Raw genomic sequence first — 3428 nt, 5'->3', positions numbered from 1 at the left:
TAAGTCAATTGAATCAGCCTGTTAAATCCGACTCACGTTCCTCGAATCCACTGGATTCGCCTGCGGATGAGCGCAATTTCGAGGCTTTTTGTGGTCTTGCTTCGGTATTTAAAGTGTCACTTCAAATTATCGCGACTTTGTCCCGGAATCTCGCCATGTTTCGCAATGGTCTCGTATGTCGTGAACGAGGACATTGGCTATGTGTAACCAACTAAGAGCATGCCAAGGTATAGCGCAGAAACAGGCGACTGACCTGTTCATTCCGATTACAGAATTCTTAGCCAGTCTGCGCCCGCGCCAGACCACATGCTTCGGCAAAAATGAAGTTCGGACGGTCCAAAGTGTAAAGCCTCACTACGCCGTCCCAAGCTCTCCCCCGCAATCTTCAGTTATCCCGTCTGGAACATCGATGCGTCAATACTGATGTCAGCCACACCAAACTTGTCTTGGTCCCGGCTGCTCCGGCTGGGCTCTGACATCGCTGGAAACGATCAACTCTCTGGTGTGTAAAATAGAGGGGTAAGTTGTTGCCAGTATCCTTTACATGGAACAAAGACCTTTCCCAAAACCCGTGCCAGTTGAACCGTTTCCAGAGAAGACGTGGTTAAGGCATACGGATCGCGCCGATTCTGGCAGGGAACCGTTCTTTTCCGGAAGGGATGCTGAATATGAGGTGTTTCGATCGGCTCTTGAGAGTCTTGAGGAAGGGATTGTCGGCGGCGGCACCATGATTTTCCATGGCGCACCCGGTGCCGGCAAGTCGGCATTGATGCTCGAATGTATGGAAGCTGTGCGGCGGCATTCAACTCCCGATGACCCATGGGTGGCGGTTCCGATAAAGCCTGAAACGTTGATGTCGGCCTCGCAGGCCATGGGCGTTATCCTGAACGCCGTGAACAAAGAGAGCAAGCGGCTGTCACAGAGCGCTTCAGAAACTATCACCGGAAAGTTTGACGAGTATGTGAAAATCGGACAAAAACTCTATCGGGAATTGTCTGAGCGTGGATTCGGCATAGGCGGTGTTTCCGTAGGCGGGCGGCCGCAGCAAAGTTCAGACGATGGCCAGCTTGCTGAACTGGTTTTCGCGAATACAGCTCCTTTGCTCAAAAAGTTCCGTTTGGTTGTGTTTGTCGACGAAGCGCAGAACATGCCGGTCAGGGAAACGACAGAAGGTGTGATGAACTGTCTGCACAATCCGCCGGAAGACATTCCTTTGGTGGCCGCGTTTTTCGGATTGGGTGATACGAAGCAGATCTTGCGCGATTGTGGTCTCTCAAGACCGCCTGACAAGAGAGTTCTGGATTTGGAGCCTCTCCCGATACCGGACGCACAGCGTTCTTTACGCTTGATGCTTGATACCTACTATGAAGGTGCAGATGAGGAGAATTCGCATTGGAGCATTGAGCTGGCGAACCTGTCTCAGGGATGGCCACAACACATCAACCGGGTGGCAGTTGCCGCCGGCCACGTGATCCGCGCCAATGGGGGCAAGGTCGAGAGACATCTGCTGCAACAGGCGATCAATGAAGGAACTGCGCGCAAGTGTGCCTACTATGCAGATAGGCGTATTGCTGGATCTCACGATCCTGAACTTTACAAGCTGCTTGCTGTTGCAGCTGCTGGAAAGCCGCACGGAATATTGAGCCGTAAGGAAATCGGCGATATCGTCAGTGGCGATCTGGAACTCATTCATCAGTCTTTGGATGAATTCTTGTTGAAGGTTCTGCATGCGGGTCTGCTTGCTCCGATGGCAGAGGATTCGCACCGCTTTCGTTTTCCAATCCCGTCCTTGTGTGATTACTTGCAGACGTACCCCAACGACTAGGTGAATGCTGATGCATAAGCGTCGATGACACACTATCTACCGGAGAATCGGTTTCCCACAACTCAGGATAACAAGACAACAAGAGATGAAATACAAGCCAAGCCGGGTCGCAAACACATTGACAGTAATCCCGATTGCTGCAGGAGTGGAAACCAGACACTTGAGTCTGGCAACTACCCGATTAAATGCACTCATGGCAAGTTTAGCCTATCAATATCGGTAGTTAACAGTACCCGCCGTGGTTTGCGCGACGAGGTCATGTTGCATGCTGCTGGCTCTGAGAACGATACTGTCCGCATGTCGCAGTGCGCCATTGCCCGGTATGGGCTTTGAAAACCCACCTCGAACAGAAAGATGAGTCGCCGCAAGCTTCCGATCGGGATTCAGGATTTCCGCACCATCCGGGAGACCGACTGTTACTATGTGGACAAGACCCCGCACATACGTCAACTGGTCGAGGACGGTCGGTTTTACTTCCTGTCGCGTCCGCGCCGCTTCGGCAAGAGCCTGTTGCTGGACACGATCAGGTTGCTGTTCGAGGGGGAGGAGGAGCTGTTCCGGGGCCTTGCCATCCACAGTGAGTGGAACTGGTCGGAAAGTCATCCTGTGGTACGGCTGAGTTTCGGTGGGAAATACAACGAGCCGGGCGATGTCGAGCGAAGTGTTATCAATCAGCTGGTATGGGTCGAGGAGCAGGCTCAACTCGATTCGTTGTCTGCAGCGCAGACCGGACCGGAGCGTTTACAGGATGTGCTGCGACGTCTGCATCACAGTACCGGCAGACAGGTCGTAGTGCTGGTGGACGAGTATGACAAACCGATCCTGGATGTGCTGGATGATCCGGAGATGGCGAAGTCCAACCGGGACTACCTCAGGGGGTTGTATGGGATCATCAAGGACAGTGCCGAGCATGTGCGCTTTGTCTTGGTCACCGGTGTCAGCATGTTCTCGAAGGTGAGTCTTTTCTCGGGGCTGAACAATCTCAAGGACATCAGCATTGATCCGAGGTTTGCCTCGATCTGCGGCTACACCGACGAGGACCTGGACGAGGTGTTCCCGGCGGAGCTTCCGAGTCTTGACCGGGACGACATCCGGCGCTGGTACAACGGCTACGGCTGGCTGGGCGGGAAGCGGCTCTACAATCCTATTGATATCCTGTTGCTGTTTGACAGCCGGCAGTTCCGGCCCTACTGGTTTGAGACCGGCTCGCCGCAGTTCCTGTTCCGGATGCTGGTACAGGAGCGGGTCAATCCGATGGCCCTGGAGAACCGGGTGGCGGACCAGAGCCTGGTGTCCAGGTTCGATGTCGGTGACATCGGCATTGATGCCTTGCTGTTCCAGACCGGCTATCTTACGATTGTTGGGGAGGAACGCCGAGGCACTCGTATCCGCTACACGCTGGACTATCCGAATCTGGAGGTGAGGCAAAGCTTGAGCCATGGTCTGCTGGAGTATGTGACCCGGCGCGGGCGCGAGGCGGAAGACCGGGGGATGGAGTTGGTTGATCTATTGACGGAGAACGACTTTGCGGGTTTCGGCGAGAGGTTGCACCCTGAAATCGCGTTAGAGCATTATTTTCGCATCAACAGCCCGATTCTGGCGT

General features: G+C 54.1%; 2 protein-coding genes. Both read left to right on the top strand.

Going from position 1 to position 3428, the window contains the following annotated elements:
* Positions 1-544 precede the first annotated feature (544 nt).
* Complete coding sequence (locus tag OXI60_00910) at positions 545-1825, top strand: ATP-binding protein (protein ID MDE0308381.1); 1281 nt, start codon at positions 545-547, stop codon at positions 1823-1825.
* Between the two features lie 354 nt (positions 1826-2179).
* Positions 2180-3428 (top strand): AAA family ATPase (locus OXI60_00905; protein ID MDE0308380.1); only part of this gene is annotated, 1249 nt, incomplete at its 3' end.

The organism is Acidiferrobacterales bacterium, assembly GCA_028820695.1.
In the GTDB taxonomy this organism is placed as follows: domain Bacteria; phylum Pseudomonadota; class Gammaproteobacteria; order Arenicellales; family JAJDZL01; genus JAJDZL01.
Note: the sequence above shows the minus strand (reverse complement) of the source record. Positions and strands in the feature narration are given on the sequence as shown.

Excerpts from the sequence above, each read along its gene's own strand:
- OXI60_00910 (MDE0308381.1), top strand. The coding sequence starts at position 545 with ATGGAACAAAGACCTTTCCCAAAACCCGTGCCAGTTGAACCGTTTCCA.